22 protein-coding genes and 1 riboswitch are annotated in these 17,737 nt (G+C 29.0%); of the genes, 17 read left to right on the plus strand and 5 right to left on the minus strand.

Annotated features, from left to right (window positions below):
• Positions 1 to 11: 11 nt before the first annotated feature.
• From Q0K52_RS09035 to Q0K52_RS09100, 14 genes are read left to right on the plus strand one after another with little or no spacing between them, the layout of a single operon-like run.
• Positions 12 to 773: a BMC domain-containing protein gene (locus Q0K52_RS09035; protein WP_297298654.1), complete on the plus strand. Its 762-nt coding sequence runs from the start codon at positions 12 to 14 to the stop codon at positions 771 to 773.
• 31 nt (positions 774 to 804) lie between these two features.
• Positions 805 to 1,077 (plus strand): BMC domain-containing protein, encoded by a 273-nt coding sequence (locus Q0K52_RS09040; protein WP_297298656.1) that lies wholly within the window; start codon positions 805 to 807, stop codon positions 1,075 to 1,077.
• A gap of 22 nt (positions 1,078 to 1,099) precedes the next feature.
• The gene (locus Q0K52_RS09045; protein ID WP_297298656.1) at positions 1,100 to 1,372 is read left to right on the plus strand and encodes a BMC domain-containing protein; all 273 of its coding nucleotides are present in this window, start codon (positions 1,100 to 1,102) and stop codon (positions 1,370 to 1,372) included.
• A 22-nt stretch (positions 1,373 to 1,394) separates the two neighbouring features.
• Entirely contained in the window at positions 1,395 to 1,706 is a 312-nt protein-coding gene (locus Q0K52_RS09050) for a BMC domain-containing protein (RefSeq protein WP_297298658.1), read from the plus strand.
• A gap of 17 nt (positions 1,707 to 1,723) precedes the next feature.
• A complete protein-coding gene (locus Q0K52_RS09055; protein ID WP_297298660.1) occupies positions 1,724 to 2,479 on the plus strand; it encodes an ethanolamine utilization protein in 756 nt (251 codons plus the stop codon).
• Positions 2,476 to 3,111, plus strand: a complete 636-nt coding sequence (pduL, locus tag Q0K52_RS09060) for a phosphate propanoyltransferase (protein ID WP_297298662.1) — start codon at positions 2,476 to 2,478, stop codon at positions 3,109 to 3,111. The genes Q0K52_RS09055 and pduL overlap by 4 nt, the downstream gene beginning before the upstream one ends.
• On the plus strand, positions 3,108 to 3,944 hold the full coding sequence (gene eutJ, locus Q0K52_RS09065) for an ethanolamine utilization protein EutJ (RefSeq protein WP_297298664.1): 837 nt from the start codon (positions 3,108 to 3,110) through the stop codon (positions 3,942 to 3,944). The genes pduL and eutJ overlap by 4 nt, the downstream gene beginning before the upstream one ends.
• A 25-nt stretch (positions 3,945 to 3,969) precedes the next feature.
• Positions 3,970 to 4,608, plus strand: a complete 639-nt coding sequence (locus tag Q0K52_RS09070) for a hypothetical protein (protein ID WP_297298666.1) — start codon at positions 3,970 to 3,972, stop codon at positions 4,606 to 4,608.
• Positions 4,609 to 4,622: 14 nt separating this feature from the next.
• The gene (locus Q0K52_RS09075) at positions 4,623 to 4,895 is read left to right on the plus strand and encodes a EutN/CcmL family microcompartment protein (RefSeq protein WP_297298668.1); all 273 of its coding nucleotides are present in this window, start codon (positions 4,623 to 4,625) and stop codon (positions 4,893 to 4,895) included.
• 16 nt (positions 4,896 to 4,911) lie between these two features.
• Positions 4,912 to 6,282 (plus strand): 4Fe-4S dicluster domain-containing protein, encoded by a 1,371-nt coding sequence (locus Q0K52_RS09080; RefSeq protein ID WP_297298670.1) that lies wholly within the window; start codon positions 4,912 to 4,914, stop codon positions 6,280 to 6,282.
• Positions 6,279 to 6,824 carry a BMC domain-containing protein gene (locus Q0K52_RS09085; RefSeq protein ID WP_297298672.1) on the plus strand — a complete coding sequence of 182 codons (546 nt, stop codon included), beginning with the start codon at positions 6,279 to 6,281 and terminating at the stop codon, positions 6,822 to 6,824. The genes Q0K52_RS09080 and Q0K52_RS09085 overlap by 4 nt, the downstream gene beginning before the upstream one ends.
• An 18-nt stretch (positions 6,825 to 6,842) precedes the next feature.
• Complete coding sequence (locus Q0K52_RS09090) at positions 6,843 to 7,157, plus strand: hypothetical protein (protein ID WP_297298675.1); 315 nt, start codon at positions 6,843 to 6,845, stop codon at positions 7,155 to 7,157.
• 11 nt (positions 7,158 to 7,168) lie between these two features.
• On the plus strand, positions 7,169 to 7,444 hold the full coding sequence (locus Q0K52_RS09095; protein ID WP_297298677.1) for a BMC domain-containing protein: 276 nt from the start codon (positions 7,169 to 7,171) through the stop codon (positions 7,442 to 7,444).
• Between the two features lie 19 nt (positions 7,445 to 7,463).
• Positions 7,464 to 7,916 (plus strand): transcriptional regulator, encoded by a 453-nt coding sequence (locus tag Q0K52_RS09100; RefSeq protein WP_297298679.1) that lies wholly within the window; start codon positions 7,464 to 7,466, stop codon positions 7,914 to 7,916.
• Between the two features lie 771 nt (positions 7,917 to 8,687).
• Here the strand turns inward: Q0K52_RS09100 and Q0K52_RS09105 are convergent.
• The 5 genes from Q0K52_RS09105 to Q0K52_RS09125 form a co-directional block, all read right to left on the minus strand.
• The gene (locus Q0K52_RS09105) at positions 8,688 to 9,821 is read right to left on the minus strand and encodes a 1-propanol dehydrogenase PduQ (protein ID WP_297298682.1); all 1,134 of its coding nucleotides are present in this window, start codon (positions 9,819 to 9,821) and stop codon (positions 8,688 to 8,690) included.
• A gap of 210 nt (positions 9,822 to 10,031) precedes the next feature.
• Entirely contained in the window at positions 10,032 to 12,017 is a 1,986-nt protein-coding gene (locus Q0K52_RS09110) for a TonB-dependent siderophore receptor (protein ID WP_297298683.1), read from the minus strand.
• 68 nt (positions 12,018 to 12,085) lie between these two features.
• Positions 12,086 to 12,649, minus strand: coding sequence for a hypothetical protein (locus tag Q0K52_RS09115; RefSeq protein WP_297298685.1), 564 nt, complete (start codon positions 12,647 to 12,649; stop codon positions 12,086 to 12,088).
• Positions 12,650 to 13,077: 428 nt separating this feature from the next.
• The gene (locus tag Q0K52_RS09120) at positions 13,078 to 13,635 is read right to left on the minus strand and encodes a hypothetical protein (protein WP_297298687.1); all 558 of its coding nucleotides are present in this window, start codon (positions 13,633 to 13,635) and stop codon (positions 13,078 to 13,080) included.
• A 23-nt stretch (positions 13,636 to 13,658) separates the two neighbouring features.
• Positions 13,659 to 14,162 (minus strand): hypothetical protein, encoded by a 504-nt coding sequence (locus Q0K52_RS09125; RefSeq protein ID WP_297298689.1) that lies wholly within the window; start codon positions 14,160 to 14,162, stop codon positions 13,659 to 13,661.
• Positions 14,163 to 14,229: 67 nt separating this feature from the next.
• Positions 14,230 to 14,382, minus strand: a riboswitch (cobalamin riboswitch).
• A gap of 223 nt (positions 14,383 to 14,605) precedes the next feature.
• Between Q0K52_RS09125 and Q0K52_RS09130 the strand changes: the two genes are divergently transcribed.
• From Q0K52_RS09130 to Q0K52_RS09140, 3 genes are all read left to right on the plus strand, one after another.
• Positions 14,606 to 15,577 carry an ABC transporter substrate-binding protein gene (locus Q0K52_RS09130; protein WP_297298691.1) on the plus strand — a complete coding sequence of 324 codons (972 nt, stop codon included), beginning with the start codon at positions 14,606 to 14,608 and terminating at the stop codon, positions 15,575 to 15,577.
• Between the two features lie 241 nt (positions 15,578 to 15,818).
• Positions 15,819 to 16,724 (plus strand): ABC transporter permease, encoded by a 906-nt coding sequence (locus Q0K52_RS09135; RefSeq protein ID WP_297298693.1) that lies wholly within the window; start codon positions 15,819 to 15,821, stop codon positions 16,722 to 16,724.
• Between the two features lie 19 nt (positions 16,725 to 16,743).
• Entirely contained in the window at positions 16,744 to 17,532 is a 789-nt protein-coding gene (locus Q0K52_RS09140) for an ABC transporter ATP-binding protein (protein WP_297298694.1), read from the plus strand.
• Positions 17,533 to 17,737: the final 205 nt, after the last annotated feature.

Genomic DNA, 17,737 nt, shown 5'->3' on the forward strand with positions numbered 1-17,737 from the left:
TTTTAATTATTATGAAATATGCTATAGGCATGATAGAAACTTACGGTCATACTGCTGCTACAGAGGCTTTAGATTCTGCATTTAAAGCTAGTAATATATTTCTTCCTTCATTAAGTCATATAGGCGGAGGTATAGTTACAGTTGTATTTTTTGGAGATGTAGCTGCTGTTAGAGTTGCAGTTGATTGTGGAGTTGCAGCTGCTGAAAAGATTGGAAAAGTGTTAGCTAGTCATGTCATAGCTAGATTAGATGAACAGGTTATTAGCTCAGTTTTAGGATATAAAGATTTTGATAATAGTCTATCTTCTAATGATAATAATAAAAAAGATATTGATAATTCTTCAGATGATAATAAAGACAATAATGCTTTAGTTTCAGATATTGAAAATACTGAAAATAAAAAGCTAGATGATACTGAAAATTCTAAAGACAATAATACTTTAGTTTTAGATATTGAAAATACTGAAAATAAAAAATCAGATATTTCTGAAAATGTTAAAGATGATAATACTTTATTTTCAGATAATGAAAATACTGAAAATAAAAAGCTAGATGATACTGAAAATTCTAAAGATAATAATACTTTAGTTTCAGATAATGGAAATACTGAAGATAAAAAATCAGATAATACTGAAAATATAGTTAATAATAATTCTATAATTTTAGATAGTTCAAATAATGAAGATGCTACAGGAGAAAATATAACTCCTAATGTGCCTAAAAAAAGAACAAGAAGAAAAAAGAAAAATAATGATGATTCTAGTAATCAATAAAAATAATAAAAAAATTTGGAGGTAACACAATATGGCAAGTTCAATGGCTTTAGGAATGATAGAAACAAAAGGTTTAGTATCAGCAATAGAGGCAGCTGATGCTATGGTAAAAGCCGCTAATGTTAATCTAGTAGGAAAAACATTAGTAGGCGGCGGTTTGGTAACAATCATGGTAAGAGGCGATGTAGGCGCAGTAAAAGCAGCAACAGATGCTGGAGCAGCAGCAGCCGCAAAAGTAGGCGAATTAATAAGTGTACATGTTATACCAAGACCACATGAAGAAGTTGAAAGTATTTTGAAATAATTAATTATTGGAGGTAAATACTATGGCAAGTTCAATGGCTTTAGGAATGATAGAAACAAAAGGTTTAGTATCAGCAATAGAGGCAGCTGATGCTATGGTAAAAGCCGCTAATGTTAATCTAGTAGGAAAAACATTAGTAGGCGGCGGTTTGGTAACAATCATGGTAAGAGGCGATGTAGGCGCAGTAAAAGCAGCAACAGATGCTGGAGCAGCAGCAGCCGCAAAAGTAGGCGAATTAATAAGTGTACATGTTATACCAAGACCACATGAAGAAGTTGAAAGTATTTTGAAATAATTAATTATTGGAGGTAAATACTATGGCAAGTTCAATGGCTTTAGGAATGATAGAAACAAAAGGTTTAGTATCAGCAATAGAGGCAGCTGATGCTATGGTAAAAGCCGCTAATGTTAATCTAGTAGGAAAAACATTAGTAGGCGGCGGTTTGGTAACAATCATGGTAAGAGGCGATGTAGGCGCAGTAAAAGCAGCAACAGATGCTGGAGCAGCAGCAGCCGCAAAAGTAGGCGAATTAATAAGCATACATGTTATACCAAGACCACATGAAGAAGTTGAAACTATATTACCTAATCCTCCAGTTAATAATGGTGATAAAGAACAACAACAATAATATAATATAGGGTTACTATGGAAGTTTTAACAGAGCAAATGTTGAGGAGTGAAATACTCAATAAAGATGTATCAGAGTATTTTATAGAGGAAGGTGTATTTGTAACTCCTTCTGCTAAAGAATATCTAGCTTCTCGCAAAATAGAACTTAAAATAAAGCCTAAAAACTGTAATAAAGGAAGTTCTACATCTAATCCTAAGTCTTATGGTATAAGAGAAATAGAAAATATGGAATACTATATAGACTATGAAACGAATAAAAGATTAGATACTAAACCTGAAAATTATACTCATTTGTATAAAAATGTGTTGGTAGAAAAGAATCACCCAAGAATAAAATTGAGAGGAAAATTGGATAGTTTGCTTTCTTTGATAGTAGATATTGAATATCAATTTAAAGAAAGACATGAAGACAAGCTAGTAGATTATTTGAAAAAATATGAAAAGCTTGTGCATACAATATTATATTCTGAGGCTGCAAATAAAGGTTTAGAATTTGATACTATATTTGGATTAACTGAGGAAGAGATTAGAAAAATGTCTCATCACCCAAAAGAGTATTTTGGATGTGATCATATTTTTGTTAATTGCGATATGCCTTTTACAGTAATAAAACTTAATTTGATAAGGACTGCTGTTAGAGAAGTAGAGATAGTAGCGTATGAAGCTTTGAAAAGTGAAAGAGAAGACCTAATAAAATTATTAAATCGTATGAGCAGTGCTATTTATATATTAATGCTTATGGCACATACTGGTAAGGATATAACTAAATGAATGAACAATCACTTTTAATTAATGAAATATCTAATTCCATTAAATACGAACTTAGTAAAAGAAAGATTATAAAAGTAGAAATATCTGCAAGACATGTGCATTTATCGCAAAGTGATTTGGAGATATTATTCGGAAGTAATTATTCTTTAACTCCCAAAAGAGATCTTTCTCAGCCTGGACAATATTTAAGTGAAGAAAGAGTTAAACTTGTTGGTACAAAATCTGAAATGAATAATGTTGCAATATTGGGACCAGTAAGAAAGAATACTCAAGTTGAATTGTCCATATCTGATGCTAGGGCTTTAGGTGTTAAGGATATTACAATCAATGAATCTGGATATCTTCAAAATGCCGGAAGTATCACTATAGTTGGAAAAAATGGAAGTATAGAAGCTAAAAATTCTGTTATAGTTGCAAAAAGGCATATTCATTTAAGAGAAGAAGATGCTAGAGAATGGAATATAGAAAATGGTCAAATAGTAAAGGTGAAAGTTTATGGTATTAGGTCTTTAATATTTGATGAGGTTGTGGCAAGAGTTAGTAATAAATTTATGCCTGCTATGCATATAGACTTTGATGAGGCTAATGCTTGCGGTTTATTAAGTCAGGGTTATGGAGAAATCATTTTATGAGTTTTTCTTTTGAAAATGTTGATTTGCTTATAGATAAAACTACAGAATGTATAGAAAAAGTTAATGATTTTGACATAAATGATAAACTATATGTAGGTGTGGATTTAGGTACTGCATATATAGTATTGGTTGTTGTTGATTCTGCTGGTAATCCAATAGCAACTGAATTGCAGTATGCAGAAGTTGTAAGAGATGGGCTAGTTGTTGATTATTCAAAAGCTTGCTCAATTGTAAGAGAATTAAAAGAAAAATTAGAAAATAGATTGGGTGTAGAACTTGTTAATGCAGCCATTGCTATGCCTCCGGGAGTTAATAATAAATCTGTGGCTACTCATAGATATGTTGCTGAAAGTGCAGGTTTTGAAGTTTTAAATGTTATAGAGGAACCAGAGGCAGCTAATAATATATTGAATATAAGTAGTGGTGTTGTTGTTGATGTTGGCGGCGGAACAACAGGTATTGCTATATTTAATGATGGAAAAATGGTATATACTGCTGATGAACCTACTGGCGGAACACATTTTACACTTACTATTGCCGGTAATTATGGCATAACTTTTAATGAAGCAGAAAATAAAAAGAAAGATAAAAATAATACAAAAGAAATATTTAGAATAGTTTTACCAGTAATACAAAAAGTTGGAAGTATTATTAATAAACATATAAAAGATTATAATGTTGATTTAATATGCTTGGTAGGCGGAACAGTATGTTTAGATGGTTTTGAAAATGTTGTTGAAAAAGAAACTAACATACGAACTATAAAACCTAAAAATCCGTTTTTAGTTACGCCTTTAGGTATAGCTATGAGTTTAATAAAAAAAGAAGAATAAGATATTATAGGAAGAGTTATAATTTATGGACGATTTAACAGTAAGAAAAATTATACTAGAAGTTATTAATCAGTTAAATAACAAATGCATTGATTCTATATTTGTTTTATCTAACAATAATAACTTTTGTTTTCAAAATGAATTAGAAAATATGGGCTATAAATTATGCATATCTAATACTGCAGATAATATTAATTGTGAAGATTATTGTATGATCATAATTAATGATTTATCTATAGAGATACTTTCTTGTATATCTAATCTTTTGTATAAAAATGATAATATTTCTTTTATAATCAATGCTTTATTATCGGGTAAAAAAGTTATAGCATTAAAAAATACTGACAAATTTGATACTTATAAAAGAACTGCTTCAAATCCATTATTTTCTAAATTATTAGAATTTGAAAATACAGCAAAATCTTATGGATTATCAATAGTAGAAACTAAAGATTTCTTATCAAGTTTTTGTAAAAAAAATGATAGTGAAGTTGTAAATAAATCTGATTGTTTTGATTTCACTAGCAAGAAAATTATTACTAAATGTGATATAATTGACATTGTTAATAATTATTCAAGTATTAAAGTTAATCGTAATGTTATTATTACACCGCTTGTTATGGATTATATTAAAGATAATAAAATAAATATTATATACGAATAAAAAGGAATTATTAGATGGTATTAGCAAAAGTAATAGGTAGTGTATGGGCTACAAAAAAAGAAGAAGCATTATCTGGAAGCAAACTTTTAATAGCTAGAGTTTTTGAACCAGATACTAATAAAGAATTAGATATTATTGTAGCTTGTGATTATATAGGTGCTGGTATTGGAGATATTGTCATTATCACTTCCGGCAGTGGTGCAAGAAATGCTCAGGGTGATAAAGAGATGCTTCCAATAGATGCAGTTATAGTTGGTATAGTAGATCAAGTAGATTTAAATAAATAAAAAATGAAGGTTTTATATGAGCTTGAAAGAAAAAATATATAATGCTGGTATTGTAGGTGCTGGCGGAGCAGGTTTTCCGTCACATATAAAATTACCTGAAAAAGTAGAATATTTAATTGCTAATGCAGCAGAATGCGAACCGCTTTTAAAAACGGATCAATTCTTAATGCTTAAATATGCTGAAAAGATAGTTAAAGCATTAGCTATTATAGGTAAGGAAATATCAGCAGAGCATATCATTATAGGTACTAAGAAGAAATATACAAAACAAATAGAAGCCTTATCTGATGCTATAAAAAAAGAAAATGCTCCTATAGAAATAAAGGCATTCAAAAGTTTTTATCCTTTAGGTGATGAACAAACATTAGTTTATAATATAACTAAGAGAGTTATTAAGGCAGGCGGAATACCATTAGAAGTTGGATGTGTAGTATTCAATGTTGCTACTTTATGCAATATTTATGATAGTTTAAGTGATATTCCTGTTACTTCAAAATATATGTCTATATTAGGTGAAGTTGACAATCCTTCTATTGTTAAAGCTCCTATTGGTGCTAATTTGAGAGAAATTTTATATCAAGCAGGTGTAAAAGATGATAATAAATATGTGATAGTTGGCGGCCCTATGATGGGAAGATATTATCCTATATCTCAAACTAATAATCTTTCTGTTAAAAAAACTACTGGTGCTTTAATAGTTATAGATGAAGATCATTATTTAGTAAAAAAGAAAAATATCAATTATTCTAAAATTGTTGCTTTAGCAAAATGTTCATGCATACAATGTACAGCTTGTTCTTCTTTATGCCCTAGAAATTTAATGGGACATAAAATCAATCCTCATTTAGTTATGCGTTCAGTTGCTTTTGCCGATTTGGATAATATAGAAAATAATAGCGAACATGTTTTGGATAAACTTAAAGAAGCTCATTTCTGTTGCGAATGCGGTATATGTGAACTTTATTCTTGTCCTATGGGTATAAATCCTTCAAGCATGAATATATATGTTAAGTCGCTTTTAAGAAAGGCTAATATAAAGCCTGATAGAGGTGCAAAAGATTATGGTGTAAATTCTGCTATTGAATATAGGAGAGTATCAACTAACAGATTAACTACAATTTTGGGTTTAGATAAATATTCTCATGTTGAAGTTAATATGGATAATCCAAAAGAAATAAATGTTTCAAAGGTATCTATAGAATTAAGACAGCATATAGGAATGCCTGCTGAACCTGTAGTTAAAGTTGGAGATTCAGTTACAGAAGGACAAATTATAGCTTCAGTGCCAATAGATAAAGTTGGTGCTAATATACATTCTAGTATAAATGGTATTGTAGAATCTATTGATACTGAAAAAATAGTTATAAATGGGGAGAATATTAAATGAAATCTATAGGAATGATAGAATTGAATAGTATAGCTAAAGGTATATTAGCTACAGATCATATAGGAAAAGCAGCTAATGTGAAAATTTTAAGATCTCATTCTGTATGCCCTGGAAAATATATTGTAATATTTAGCGGAGATGTTGGAGCTGTAGAAGCATCTAAGAATGCAGGTGTTCAAATAGGCGGTTCTTCAGTAATTAATTCTTTTATAATAGCAAATGTACATGAGAGTGTAATAGATGCTATTAATGGTACTTTAGAAGATTTTCCAAGAGAGGCTATTGGTGTTATAGAATATTTCTCTATATCTTCTGCTGTACAAGGTGCTGATGATGTTGCTAAGGCTAGTAATGTTACACTTGTTAATGTAAGACTTGGTTTTGCTATAGGCGGAAAATCATATATAACATTAACAGGTAAGGTTAGTGCTGTAGAGGAGGCTGTTAAGGCTGGCGTTAAAAAGGCTCAAGATGATGGCCTTGTAGTTGATTATTGTGTATTGCCTTCTCCTATAGATGAATTATATAATTCTATTTTATAATTTTAGGAGTGTATATTTATGAATAAAAATAAAATAGTTTATAATACTCAAAATATTTGCGAGCTTATAAAAGATAAACAAGACGTTATATATCTTGATTCTAATGCTATACTTACTCCAAGTGCTATGGATATAGTTAAATCAAATGGAATAAAAATAGTATATAAAAAAGATAATGATGAGTCTGCTTGCAATTGCTGTTGCTGTGATAGTAATGATTCTAATGAGATCGTTAAACAGACAATAAATATTTTAGTAAATAAATGCCATATAACTGATGAAAAAATAATCAAAAAAGTTATTATTGAAGTTTTGAAAAGAGTTAATTTATAAAATTTTTTTTAATGGAAAATTTAAATTTATCTATTGGTATAATAGAAACTACAGGATATGTTGCTACGATTAGTGCTTTAGATACTCTTTTGAATGCTTCTAATGTTGAAGTAATAGATAAAGAATTGATTGGTGCTGGTATTGTTGTTATAATAATAGCAGGCAGCATATCTAATATAAAAGAGGCAGTAAAAAGTGCTGAGATGTCTATAGAAAAATTAAATAGTAAATGCAGGCACACTATTATTGCAAAACCGCATGATGATGTATGGAAGATTATACCTTGATTATAAAGGAGTTACTTTTATGGAAGAAAATAATGTTCAATCACTTGTAAATAAAGTTATTTGCGATTTTTTGCATACAGGAACTGCTTCTGGATATAAAGAAGAAAATAATACAGTATCAAATACTAAAAATACATTATTAAAAAAATCTATTTCAGATATTGATTCTAATAAAATAAAAACAGACATTAATGATAAAGTATACATGACAGATATTTTTAATTCTGAAGAAACATGCAGATTAAAATCTTATCTTATGGAATTAAATGATACAGATATTCAATGCAAACTTAATTGTGAAGAAGTGTATGTTATTTTGGAAGGTACTTTAATAGTTAATAAAGATAATAAGAAAATCGAAGCTAAACAAGGTGATATTGTATCAGCACATAGTGGAGATTGTATTGTATTTTCTACTCCTTTTTATGCTAAATTTTTACGTATTGTTTATTCAAATGATTCGTCAAAGTAAATTTTAGTATATACCTAAACAATTATATTTTGTCAAAAATAAAATTATATTTTCTTTTTAATATATGGGGCTTTGCCCACCGCTCTGCGTGCTTACGCAACACCCCACTTCTTTTGCGACCGAAGGGAGTACCTTTAGGTATGCCAGAAAGAAGCTATATCCTCGACAAGCTCGGATACGCTTCGCGAAAGGCTGCATTTGGGCTTTAATTTAATAAATTATTTTACATGTAAGACAATTTTAGTATGATTTAGTACTAATTCTATCCTTGCACTTTTTGCAACTTTGACGAAGTCCGCAGAGCGTGTGCGGCGGGAAAAAGTTGACTAAAAAAATGAGAAACTTAAAAATTTTTGGTATATACTGAAAAATTTAGAGTTTGTCAAAAAATACAATTTTAAATTTAGGTTATTTGTGGGACTTAGCCCCACCGCTCTGCGTACTTCGTAACACCCCTAGTCTTTTGCGACTAAAAGGAGTACCTTTAGGTATGGTATTGGCACAAAAAAACTATATCCTTGGCGGGCTCAGATACGCTTCGCGAAAGACTGCATTTTTGACACAAATCTTGGTTTTACTTCACATTTCAAACAAAACTTAATAATGTTTTATACTATTAATAAACAAAAATTACATTTACAAAAAAGTAAAAATTTAGAAAATATAGTTGTTTAGGTATATTTAATTTATTTAATCTATTAAAATAAAAAAGACCATTTCTAAGAAATGATCTTCTTTATTTTTAAATAATATTTGTATTATTTATTTTTATTATATAAGATTTTTATAAATATTTTTAACATCTTCTAAGCTAGGTTTTACAGGATTAGTCAATAAGCAAACATCTTTTAAAGCATTTGAGGCCATTTCTTCTATAGCACTTTCAAATTCATTTCTATCAATACCATAATCAGTTATCTTATGATTTATTCCTATAGATTTATTTAATTCTAAAATAATAGATTTCAATATTGCAGAAGCTGTTAAATCATCATCAATATTTTTAACATTTAATAATAATACTATTTTGGCATATTTAGAAGCAGATTTTTTACAATGTTTAGCATTATATTCTATAACATAAGGCATTAATATAGCATTAGCCCTTCCATGAGGCTGTCTGAATCTTCCTCCAAGAGCATGTGCCATAGCATGTATCAAGCCTAAACCAGCATTATTGAAAGCTATTCCGGCTATACAAGAAACTTCATGCATAGCTATACGTGCCTCAATATCTTTTCCATTATTAACCGCTTTAGATATATTGTTCAAAACTCCAAGTATAGCATATTCACTATATGGAATAGTAAATGGGCTAGCATTAATAGAAACATAAGATTCAAAAGCATGAGCCATAACATCCATTCCTGTTTCAGCAGTTATTCTAGGAGGTACAGTCAATGTAAATTGAGGGTCTAATAATGCTATGTCTGGAAGCATTTCATTAGAAACTAGAGGTACTTTTCTATGTGTTTCTTTATCTGTTATTACTGCATAAGAAGTTACCTCAGAACCTGTACCGCTTGTAGTTGGAACTGCTATAAATAAAGGCTTTTTGGCATTTATAGACATCTTTTTATTTACTTCCAAAGCAAAATATATTACAGATTTGGCAGTATCTATTACAGAACCGCCTCCTATTGCTATTATAGTATCAGATTCAAATTCCAAAATTTTACTTAAACATTTTATTACTATTTCAAAACTTGGATCAGGCTCTATATCAGAAAAGATTTCGTAATTTATATTGTTCTTTTTTATTAATTCTATTGTTGAATTACAAGCCCCAATTTTTAACATGTTATTATCTGTAAAAATTGATATACGTTTAGATTTTGATAAGTCTAATTCCAATAATGCATTATTTCCAGATATTATTTTTGTATTTAGAATGAATTCTATCATAATAACTCCTGATGTATATTATTTCCAGAATTGTATAAGACAATGGTGAAATATAGAGTTTTCTCTATGTAACTAATATTAAGTATATATCTATATGATTAAAAGTCAATAGTATATTATTAAAATACTAAATTTGTTTCATATTATTGAAAGAATATATTAATATGAAGTAAAAAAGAACAATATGTTTAAATTTTTGTTTTATTTGTATTAAAAATTGTAGCCTATTTCAAATTCCCAAGTAAAAGGCTTAGCAATAGCATAAGTTGAAAGTATAGGAGTTCTATTTAAAATATTTTTAAAATTCATAGAAAATATCAAATGTTCAAACCATATCGAATAGAAAGATATATTAAAATCATGGAAAACTTCTGAATAATATATAGGCTTATACTCAGATAAAGGTCTTGGAGCAGAGTAGGTATAGTATATATTTAAAGATAATGAACTTAATACTTTATGATTAGGTATAAAGTCATATCCTAATAATGCAGTTACAACATGTTCAGGAAGTCCTATTTTAGGCAGCTTGTTTTTACCCATATAAGCAAGCTGATAAGAATAACCTAATTTAGTTTTTATTTTATGATATTTAGCAAAAGGTATACTATATTCTACACTTGGTGTAACTATATGAGAAATTGCTGAATCTACATTTTCAGGTACAGTTGAATACCAAACTATTTTATTTGTGTATACAGTATATGTATATGAAGTTTCTATTTTTAAATTTGTAATTGGTTCTAAAGTAAGTTTAGTGTATATTTGATTGTATTCTTCAGGTTTTAAATTTGGGTTTCCAAAATTATTATAAAATAAATCATTGAATGTAGGTACAGAATAATCATGAGAATATGAAAAATATAAACTGTATCCTTTGTAAAAGTTTAAATTTGCATCTACATTGTATGCTAAATAATTATTATTTCTGCTGTTGTCGAAATCTTCATGCTGAAATTCATATTTAATACTTGGAAGCAATGAAAATATAGGTGTATTATTATCCCAATATCCGAATGATAATTGAGGTTCATATAATAATGATAAAGAATGTCTTTGAGGTATAAAATTGTAATGTTCTTCTACTGCATTTTTATCTTCCATTAAAAAGTCATATCTATATTCAGGAGTTAATTTATTATATAATGTTATTGTATTTGGTAAAAGCTCGTCCATTCTTGAAAGATTAGCATTTAAAGATATGCCATGTGATTGATAGTCTGAAATAGGTTTTCCATATTGATAATACGGTCTGTCTACAAAAGAATCAAATACATAAGATAAATTTACATTATAATCAAGTATATCAGAAAATCCATTGTATGATACAGATGATGTTAATGTGGTAAATTTAAACCATGAATCGGTTGTATTGTCCGGAGGTAATTTATATTTTGATACCGCATCCGAATATGATATATTAACAAATGCCCTTAAATAGTTTTTATTTTCAAAATTATATCTATAATCTAGTGATGAGTTTATAATAAGCTGTTTATTATCTTTAAGATATCCTATTATAGGTTTTCCTGCTTGGTTTGAGAAATCATAGTAATAATCTCCGTCAGTATAATAAGAATCTGCTGTAAAAGTAACAATATGTTTGTTGTCAAAATTCTTAGAGAAAAGTATTGATGGTGTAATAGTATTATATGCTCCATAACCAAATGATATCAATAAAATATCTTCTATAGGTGTTTTTGTAGTTATATAAATAGAATTTCCTATAATTTCAATTTTTTCTATTAAGTTTGAAGGTATTCTCCTTAAATCAACACCAGCGTCAGCATTTCCTTTAGCTGTATTCATAAGAACACCATTAACATATATTTTCATGTTGTCAGCACTTCCGCCTGCAGGTTCAACTGTTTCATTACCCATATAAGAACCTTTATTAACGAATCCCGGCTGATTAGCTAATACTTCCTGAGCATTTTTATATCCTCTTCTTTCAATTTCTTCAGAAGTTATTACATTGCTGTTTATCTTGATAGGATTTTTAGGAATATTTGGAGCAGCTGCAGTATTGTTTGTTTGATTCGTCTGAACTGCATTAGTAATTTCAACTTGAGAAGTAACCCAAATACCGCCTTTAAGTTCTCTTATAAGGTAAGTCTGGGCATTGATGTTTTGAGCCTTAAAAAATATTGCTGTTATAATAAATAATGCTGTGAAGTAAATATTTAGTTTTTTCATATTCGTATAAAAAGGGAGAAATAAAATAATTCTCCCTTGATTATTATTCAATTATTAATTATGTTAAATTAATTTAATTTAACATATCCATAAGTTGCACTTGGAGTATCCCACCATTCCGTACTAGCATCTGGATAAGTATTTTCATCATCACTTAAAGTAGTTTTAGCATTAACACATATTTCAGCACCTTCTTCATTAATGTACATAATATACCATTTATAACCAGTCCATGCATTAGCATTATAATATAAACCGCCTATATAATTTTTTTCATTATTAACTACATTAGTAGCATATTTGAATTTTGCTGTAATAGTAGTATCTCCATCATTGTAATAATTACAATCTGCATCTGTTGTACCATTTACAGTAGAAAGGGTACTGTCTTTATATATAGTTTGATTTGCAAAATTACCTTTCCAACTATTTAAAAAATAATCTTTTTTTGTTTGGTCACTCCAAGGTTTTGCCAACATTTCTTCTGATGCTATAAAAGTATATGTTCTGTTTCCATCTGATCCGTTTCCTGAACCATCATTAGTTGGGTCATTTGGGTTGTTTTTAGCACATGATACTGCTAATGCTAAAGACATTAAAAGTGTTAATAAAATTTTGATGTGTTTTTGCATAAATAATGCTCCTTTATTTTAATTTTTTATAAAAAGCTATTTAATAAAGGAGTGCATAATTTGTTAGAAGTGCACTCGCCTATGTAAATGGTATCCGACTTCGTTAGTTATTTTTACAAATGACTAAGCTTTACGGTTGCGTGCCAGCGAAGGATTTTCACCTTCATTCCCATGTATAAGTTGTATTTTATGTAAATTATGCTATGTATTATATATTTGAATGTTTTTTTATCAAGTGGTTTTGTAAATAAAGTTCGAAAATATGATGTAATTTTCAAAAAAATGATGTTGTTTTTATTTGATATATAAAAAAGTGTATTGTTTAATAAAATGTAATAATTATCTTTTTATGTCTCAAAAAATGATTTAGTTTCAATAAAAAGGAACGGCTTTATATAACCGCTCCTTAATATATTTTTTAGTTTTTATTAATAATTTTGAATGTATCCGAAAACAAAACCATATTTAGTCCAAATAGTATTTTCATCCGGCTTAACAGCTTCATCACTTCCGCCACCGTACCAAGCCTGTTCAGCACCGTTTTCATCTGCTATTATAAGTCTGTAACGTATTTCCTTTCCTACACCTGTTTCATTATCCCAATATATAGCAGCAAGATATTTTTTACTATTATATTCATATACTCCGCACTCTATAAATTTGGTTCTGATTTCTGTTGGAGATTTATTATCATAATAATTACCATCAGTATCGAATTTTCCGCTTTCGGTAGTATAATCATTTTTTTCATAAACAATCTTTCCGCCTACTAAATTAAGCCATAAAGTTTTTAAGCCCTCTTTATCAGTTACATCAATTTCAGAAGTTTTACTGCCGTATTGTATAGTATGCACTCCTGAAGTTACTGCTTTTACAGATGATTGAGTATTTTCATTATTATTGTTATCAGGATTAGTTGAAGGATTGGAACATGATACTATTAATGAAAATATTATGATTAATAAATATGATTTTTTTATTTTCATATAAAACCTCTAAAAAGTTTAATTTATTGTACTACATTAAGTTTTGAATAATAAAAATAACCATTAGCCTCGGTAAATTTTGTTTTAGCTTCTTCTAAACTTTCAGCACTGCTATCATATGTGCCATTTCCTAAATCTTTAGAAGCACCAGCAATTTCTATAGTTGTTTCTGTTAAATTTTGAAAAGCGATAGCATAATATTTATTAACTACATTTGGATTATAACTTGGAGCTGTAGTATATTGTCCGTATATTATTCCAGATTTATTATCAGAATTCCAAACAATTTCTTTTATAGCAACAGAATAATTAACTGCAGTTCCTGCCCAATCGTCTACTCTATCAGCTTTAATATCATATCCTCCATTATAATTATCATACTGCCATTTTTGCTGTAATTTAGAAAAATTGGCATTATCAGTGCCAGGAATTGGATCTGTTGGGGTATTGGGGTTATTTTCAGCACATGATACTGCTAAGGCTAAAGCCATTAAAATTGTTAATAAAATTTTGATTTGTTTTTGCATAAATAATGCTCCTTTATTTAAATTTTTTAATTAAAAGCTATTTAATAAAGGAGTGCATAATTTTTGATAGTGCACTCGCCTGTTAAAATGGTATCCGACTTCGTTAATTTTTATTGAATTAAGCTTTACGGTTGCGTGCCAGCGAAGGATTCTCACCCTCATTCCCATATTTTTATGCTGAAATTATATATAAAAAAAATTTTATATCAACTAAATTTATTATTAAAATATCAAAATATTATACGATTAATTAAAAAAATAAATTTTCTGTTCTAAAAATAAAAATTATGAAACATGATTTATTATATATTTTAAAATTATTTTTAATAAAAATTAATTAGGTATAGGTCTTTGGGTATATACCAATTGACATTATTATTATATGTAGTATAATTACTATATATAGTTTTTGAAAAAAAATTTATAAAAGTAAGGGGTTATTTATGAAGTACATATATTCTTTATTGATTGCAATGTCAATATTAATTGTTTCTTGTTCTTCAGGAAATACAGGCAATACTTCAAATTCTCAAAATGATTTATTGAAAATAGGAATTTTACAGTTAATAGAGCATGATGCCTTAGATGCTTCATATAGAGGTTTTGTCGATGGTCTTAAAGAAGCTGGTTATGAAGACGGCAAAAATATTACTATAGACTATCAAAATGCTCAAGGCGAACAGGCTAATTGTGTAACTATAGGCCAAAAATTTGTTAATGATAAAAGTGATTTAATACTTGCTATAGCAACACCAGCAGCACAGGCAGTTGCAAATATGACAAAAGATATACCTATACTTGTTACAGCAGTTACAGACCCAGCAGCTGCAAAACTTGTTGCAGATAATGATGCACCAGGAGGAAATGTTACAGGAACTTCAGATTTAACTCCAGTAGATGCACAAATAGAATTATTGAGCCAAATTACTCCTAATTTAAAAACTGTTGGACTTTTATATTGTTCAAGCGAACAGAATTCAGTATTTCAAATGGATATAGCTAAGAAGAAATTAGAATCTATGGGACTTAAATATATAGATGCTACTGTTACTTCTGCTAATGAGATACAGCAGGTAGTACAAAGTTTAATAGGAAAAGTAGAAGCTATTTACACACCTACTGATAATATGATTGCTGCAGGTATGGCTACAGTAGCTTTAGTTGCTGAGCCTGCTAAAATACCAGTAGTTTGCGGTGAAGGCGGAATGACTATGTTAGGCGGTACTGCTACTTATGCTATAAGCTATTATGAACTTGGTAAATTAACAGCTACTCAGGCAATTACTATATTAAAAGGTGAAAAACAGCCTGCCGATATGCCTATAGAAACATTAAAAAGTTTTGATTTAGTTGTTAATACTAATATGGTTAATAGTATAGGTATAACAATACCAGAATCTTTATATAATAAGTAATAATTTAAGTTAGTAATTTTAAAGCTATAAATGGACAGCTGATAACATAATTATCAGCTAATTACAAATAAAAATTGTGAGCGTCTGTTAAGTTTACTTTTGCAGACACTTGAAGCGAACAATTTTTGTTAATAATAAGTTTATAGCTAGCAATAATAATAAGCGAGCCAAGCCAGCAAATAAATTTATTTATTTGCTAATTATAGGCGAGGCGAGCATAGTAATAATAGAGGTTTGTATAATGGAAGGGATTTTATTAGCGATACAAGGAGCAGCATCTCAAGGTATTATTTGGGGTATAATGACTCTTGGTGTTTATATTACTTTTAAGGTTTTAGATTTTCCGGATTTGACTGTTGATGGAAGTTTTGCTTTGGGCGGTGCAGTAAGTGCTATACTTATTTCTAATGGTATGAATCCTTTTATTACTTTGTTGTTTGCTTTTTTGGCTGGTTCTTTAGCCGGATTTGTAACAGGATTTTTAAATACAAAACTTCAAATACCGGGAATATTAGCTGGTATTCTTACAATGATAGCTTTGTATTCTATTAATATTAGAGTTATGGGAAACAGACCTAATATACCGCTTTTGGGAATGGATACTTCTTTAACTATAATTCAAAATATGTTATCATTGAATAAAGTATTATCTGATTTACTTGTAGGTTTTATTTTCTCTGTTATTATTATAGCTATAATGTATTGGTTCTTTGGTACAGAAATGGGCTGTGCTATAAGAGCTACTGGAAATAATGAAAGAATGATTAGAGCATTAGGTGTTGATACTAATGTTATGAAAATAATCGGACTTATGATATCAAATGCTTTAGTTGCTTTATCTGGTGCATTAGTTACTCAAAGTCAGGGGTATGCTGATGTTGGTATGGGAACTGGTACGATAGTTATCGGACTTGCATCAGTTATAATAGGTGAGGTTATATTCGGAAATAGATTCTCCTTCTGGTATAAATTAGCTTCAGTTGTAATGGGTTCTATAATATACAGAATTATCATTGCTATAGTTCTTCAATTAGGACTTAAAGCTAGTGATTTGAAACTTATTACAGCTATAATAGTTGCTATTGCTCTTTCAGTACCTGTATTAAATAAAAAGGTTACTAGAGTTGTAGGCGGAAAAAGAAAATAATTAAGGTTGGGAGAGTATCATGTTAGAATTAAAAGAAATTTATAAAACATTCAATAGAGGAACTATTACTGAAAAAAAAGCTATTAAAGGTGTTAATCTTAAACTTAATGACGGAGATTTTGTTACTGTTATAGGAGGAAACGGAGCAGGAAAATCAACACTTCTTAATTTAATTGCTGGAGTTTATGAAGTTGATTACGGTACTATATTAGTTGATGGAGTTGATATTACAGATAAAAAAGAGTATGCTAGAGCAGGTCTTTTTGGAAGAGTTTTCCAAGACCCTATGATTGGTACTGCTTCTAATATGGGTATAGAAGAAAATCTTGCTCTTGCCAAAAGAAAAGGTAAAAGAAGAACTTTGAAATGGGGCATAACTAATGCAGAACGTGAAGAGTACGTTGAAAAGTTAAAAAGATTAGATTTAGGACTTGAAACAAGACTTCAATCAAAAGTAGGTCTTTTATCTGGAGGTCAAAGACAGGCTTTAACACTTCTTATGGCTACACTTAAGAAACCTAGACTTTTATTATTAGATGAGCATACTGCAGCATTAGACCCTAAAACTGCTAAAAAAGTTTTGGATTTAACAGAAGAAATCATTAGAGAAGATAAACTTACTGCATTTATGGTTACACATAATATTAAAGATGCTATTCATTATGGAAACAGACTTATCATGATGAGCGATGGAAATATTATATATGATGTTTCAGGTGAAGAAAAAAAATCTTTAGAGATATCTGACTTACTTAAGAAATTTGAAACTGCTGATGGTTCATTAAGTGATAAGTTGCTTCTTTCTTAATGATTTTTAAATTTTATATTAAATAATATTTTATTATTAATTGTATTTTCATTTTAATATTTTAGGTTTTGTATTAGACTCTGATTCTTTTATACTAATAAAAAGTAAAAAAATATAATGCATATTTTTAGTATATACCTAAACAAATATCTTTTGTCAATTTTCAAACAGATGAAAGTTCTCTGCTAATGCTATTGATAATTCA

The sequence above is a fragment of the uncultured Brachyspira sp. genome (assembly GCF_944390845.1).
Lineage (GTDB): Bacteria > Spirochaetota > Brachyspiria > Brachyspirales > Brachyspiraceae > Brachyspira > Brachyspira pulli.